General features: G+C 48.0%; 3 protein-coding genes. All 3 read right to left on the bottom strand.

The annotated features are described in order from the left end of the window. Positions 1 to 4: 4 nt before the first annotated feature. The 3 genes from tpiA to F6K49_RS35805 all read right to left on the bottom strand — a co-directional run bounded on the left by tpiA (position 5) and on the right by F6K49_RS35805 (position 4,237). A complete protein-coding gene (gene tpiA, locus F6K49_RS35815) occupies positions 5 to 730 on the bottom strand; it encodes a triose-phosphate isomerase (RefSeq protein ID WP_293104441.1) in 726 nt (241 codons plus the stop codon). Between the two features lie 1,115 nt (positions 731 to 1,845). After that, complete coding sequence (locus F6K49_RS35810) at positions 1,846 to 3,996, bottom strand: polyribonucleotide nucleotidyltransferase (RefSeq protein ID WP_293104438.1); 2,151 nt, start codon at positions 3,994 to 3,996, stop codon at positions 1,846 to 1,848. Beyond that, positions 3,965 to 4,237: a hypothetical protein gene (locus F6K49_RS35805; RefSeq protein ID WP_293104435.1), complete on the bottom strand. Its 273-nt coding sequence runs from the start codon at positions 4,235 to 4,237 to the stop codon at positions 3,965 to 3,967. Before F6K49_RS35805 ends, F6K49_RS35810 begins: the two co-directional genes overlap by 32 nt. Positions 4,238 to 4,551: the final 314 nt, after the last annotated feature.

The raw sequence follows: 4,551 nt of genomic DNA, 5'->3' as shown, positions 1-4,551 counted from the left end.
ACAACTACTGATAATTGACAATCCTGGCAAAGCTCGCAGGTTCCAAGCTTCCTCCGCCCACCAGTACTCCATCAATTTCTGATTGAGCCATAATTTCATCAATATTATTGGGTTTGACGGAGCCACCATATTGAATTGGGACATTAGCTTCCTTGAGTAAGGAGCGAATCAATCCAATGATTCGATTCGCTTCTGATGCATCACAAGTGTCTCCAGTACCAATTGCCCAGATCGGTTCGTAAGCAATCACTAAATTTTGCTGGTCAACGTTGACTAGGTCTTTTTCCAACTGCTTGGTAATAATTTCTTCTGTTTCACCAGCATCCCGTTGTGCTTTAGTTTCCCCAACACACAGAATCGGAATCAAACTGTGACGCTGAGCAGCGTGAAGGCGTTTATTAACGGTTTCGTCAGTTTCGCCGAAGTATTGACGCCGTTCACTATGACCAACAATGACATAGTGCACACCAATTTCCTTGAGCATTGCACCAGCAATTTCACCCGTGTAGGCTCCAGCATTTTCCCAGTGAATATTCTGAGCCCCGATCTGTACACGAGTATTTTGTACATGCTCAGACATCACACCCAAGTCGGTGAAGGGAGCACACAGAACAACCTCCCGTTCTATGGGAGTTTGCTCCAGCTCAGGCAAAAATCCCTTTAAAAACTCAGCGGTTTCCGCTTGAGTTTTGTACATTTTCCAATTACCAGCTATAACAATTTTGCGCACAGCTTAACTAAATCATCTCTAAACCATAATGCATTCTTTAGTGTGAAGTACCCCAACCTGCTTCGCTGAGAATGCGAGGGATTGCTCCCATTCTCAGGTCAATTCAGGGACGGTCTTATTCGTCTTTCGGGTTTCCCGCTTCATCCGCCGAAGCCTCAACCAGAGGCGCGACCCAAGGCCGGTAAACCCGGCCTTGGAGGCGCGCGCCTGCTGGAATTGGTCTTACTCAGCGTCCACAGGCAGACATCCGCCTTCCGCAGATGTATATTTCTCTCGACAGACTCACCTTGGAATTACGACTCTGTGGTCAACCAGCCGGGGCTTGTCTCTTCCCTGAACTCTGCTAGTACTTTGTACACCTGTAGGTCTAAAAACTGACAGAATATTAGACCGTTTGTAAGGTAGCCTTTTAGTCAGTCAGGCGGGTCAGCAACCAAATTTATTCTAACATGAATCGTGATAACTTGCATTATAAGTTGAGGCGCGACCCCGTAATTTAATTCTTCAAAGGTCAAGCGCGCCTCCATCGTCTCGCTATCCATCCCAGAGACGAAACCTTAGTAGAGGGTCCCCTTAATCATAAAGATTTAACCCTGGGACGAGTAGCCGACCAACCATAAAGGCGACCCTCTACTTACGGTAACTTCAACACCCGTCCCAGGGGTTGGGAATTCCGCGAGTTTTGTTAAAGCTTTTACTTGCGGCTATATCAGAATTGTTAGACTTTTGCTGGTGACATACTCCCGACGCTGCCCTAACGGGAGAGCGCAGGCTTCTTACCAACTCCAGCTACTGCGAACGGATGCTCGATAAGCTTTACTAACGACACGAGATGCCCCTCCACGCCGGAACAATACAAAAAGTTCTATTTTTAGTTGGTAGGTGGCGGTTAGCTCTTAATTTATCTTCCCTACCATTCCTAGTATATCACATTGGTAAGCTCCGTTCCGACTCTTACCCCGGGCTTGATGCCGACACTTACCCAATGAAGGTTTTGTGCGGGGCTTCTCGCGGTTCAGCTAAGCATTCAGGTGTTTGACATTGATACAAGCAGCAAAAGCTGTCGCTGTTAACTTTTGCCTCTTGCCTCTTGCCTCTTGCCCTTGCGCGTAGCGCTATAACGCTGCTGCTTCCCGTGCTGCGGCAGCTTCGTCAGGATGAATGTTCAAACGGGTTAAATTCAGACGACCCTTGTTGTCAATTTCCCGTATTTTGACAACTACCTCATCTCCTACGGCTAACTCATCTTCCACTTTGCCAACTCGGTAGTCAGCTAGTTGGGAAATGTGAATCATGCCTTCTTTGCCAGGAAGTATTTCCACAAAGGCACCAATGGGAATAATCCGGGTGACACGACCAACATAGACATCCCCTTCATTCAGCTTGCGGGTTAAGCCTTGGATGATATTGATAGCTTTGGTGGCTCTGTCCCCATCCATAGCAGATACGGTAACTGTACCGTCATCTTCAATATCGATTTTTGCCCCAGTTTGCTCGGTAATTCCTTTAATTGTCTTACCCCCTGGACCAATCACGGTACCAATGAACTCTGGATCAATCCTCATGGTTAAGAGGCGAGGAGCAAAGGGTGACATGTCTGTGGAGGGTGTGTCAATCACCGCCAGCATCTTTTCTAGGATATGCAGTCTGGCAGGTTTGGCTTGCTCAATGGCCTGGGCTACGGTATCCATGGACAAACCAGTGATTTTCATGTCCATTTGCAAAGCCGTGATGCCAGTATCGGTTCCGGCGACTTTGAAGTCCATGTCACCCAAAAAGTCTTCAATACCTTGAATATCGGTGAGAATGCGGACTTCCTCTCCTTCTTTGATCAAACCCATGGCTGCACCACTAACGGGTTTGGTAATGGGTACACCTGAATCCATCAAGGCCAGAGTTGAACCACAAACTGAGCCCATGGAGGTGGAACCATTGGAGGAGAGCACTTCCGATACCACTCGGATCACATAGGGAAACTCGTGTTGAGGGGGCAACACTGGCACTAATGCTCGTTCTGCTAAGGCTCCGTGACCAATTTCACGGCGTCCGGGCGATCGCAATGGCTTGACTTCCCCTACAGAAAAGGGTGGGAAATTGTAGTGGTGCAGATAGCGCTTCTCATCTTCTGGGTTAAGGTCATCTAGAGTTTGGGCATCTCCAGGTGTTCCCAAGGTAACTGTGGATAGGACTTGGGTTAGTCCTCGGTTGAACAAAGCGCTACCATGAACTCGCTGAGGTAATAGACTGATTTGACAAGAGACAGGACGCACTTGGTCTAGCTTGCGACCATCTACGCGCACTCCCTCTTCCACAATCTGAGTACGCATCAGTTTTTTGGTGAGGCTTTTGAACAGCTTATCGACTAATGCGCTATTTTCCGTAACCGCTACACGGATTGGGTCATCTTCTGTGAGTTGGGCAATTTCTGCTTTGACAGCACTGTCCTTAACCTCATCTAAGGCAACATCCCGACCGTTTTTGTCCAGGTCAAATTGGGAGAGGACAGCTTTAATTTTGTCAGTGGCGCGATCGCTTATAAATTCTTCTAGATTCGAGTCTACGGCTGGGGGTTCGGCAATCACTATTTCAATTCCCAACTCCTCAAGCAGGTCTTGCTGGGCTTTGATCAAGTCTTGTACTGCTTCGTAGCCGAAGTCAATGGCCTCGATTATATCTTGTTCCGGTAATTGATTGGCACCGGCTTCTACCATAATTACCCCTTGTGGGGAACCAGCTACGACTAAGTCCAAGTCGCCGTTTTCGATTTCTTTGTAGGTGGGATTAATCATAAAATCATCCCCGAGTAACCCTACCCGTACAGCTGCCATTGGTCCATAGAAGGGAATGCTGCCCTGCAACACAGCAATCGACGCACCAGTAACTGCCAAAACATCTGGCGGTACTTGTTCATCCATAGACAGGGTAGTTGCTACAATCTGTATATCATCTCGTAGCCAACTGGGAAATAACGGACGCAAGGGACGGTCAATGAGACGGCTAGTTAGGATAACTTTTTCTGGAGGACGGCCTTCCCGCCTGAGGAAACCACCTGGAATCCGACCTGCTGCGTAGAGTCTTTCTTCGTAGTCAACTACCAAGGGCAGAAAATCGACCCCTTCTCGACCAGGGGCACGAGTTGCTGTCACTAAAACTGCTGTATCCCCCGACTGTATCATTACTGAACCACCAGATTGAGGGGCAAGTAGACCTACTTTGAGTCTAATATCCCGTCCATCAAAGGATATTGACTTGTCTATCTCTACCATTTCGGTACTTTTTCCTTCTTTGTTTGATCACTGTTCTCGTTCTGTCGCAATCGTAGCATTTATCACTCGGGGGGGGTGTTAAGTAGGGAGTAGGGAGTAGGGAGTGGGGAGTAGGGAGTGGGGAGTAGGGAGTAGGGAGTAGGGAGTAGGGAGTAGGGAGTAGGGAACAGGGAACAGGGAACAGGGAACAGGGAACAGGGAACAGGGAACAGGGAGCAATGAAAAAATTTATATGATGCACCTGATTAGACTAGTAAACGCTATACTTTTTTATGGTGTTTGGCGAATGGATCAACTCCTCTACGCCTAGGGCGTGTCTTCAAACTCGGAGATCCCCCTAAATCCCCCTTAAAAAAGGGGGACTTTGAGAATGGCTCCCCCCTTCCGCGCGGGGGGCTGGGGGGGATCTAAATCTTGCGGAAAACTTTGAAAACACGCCCTAGGGTTGCTTGGTTTTTCACAGCGGCCAATTTTATTCTGGAGTCACCTCAGCGGTTTTTTAGAGTTTCAAGACTACTGAATACTCTAAGTAATAGCCATGTATTTTACTTCAGG

The sequence above is a fragment of the Moorena sp. SIO3I6 genome, assembly GCF_010672095.1.
This window is presented reverse-complemented; position numbering and strand designations above follow the sequence as displayed.

What these genes read in the sequence shown, in the direction of transcription:
- F6K49_RS35810 (WP_293104438.1), bottom strand. Translation starts at nt 3,996, where the DNA reads ATGGTAGAGATAGACAAGTCAATATCCTTTGATGGACGGGATATTAGA.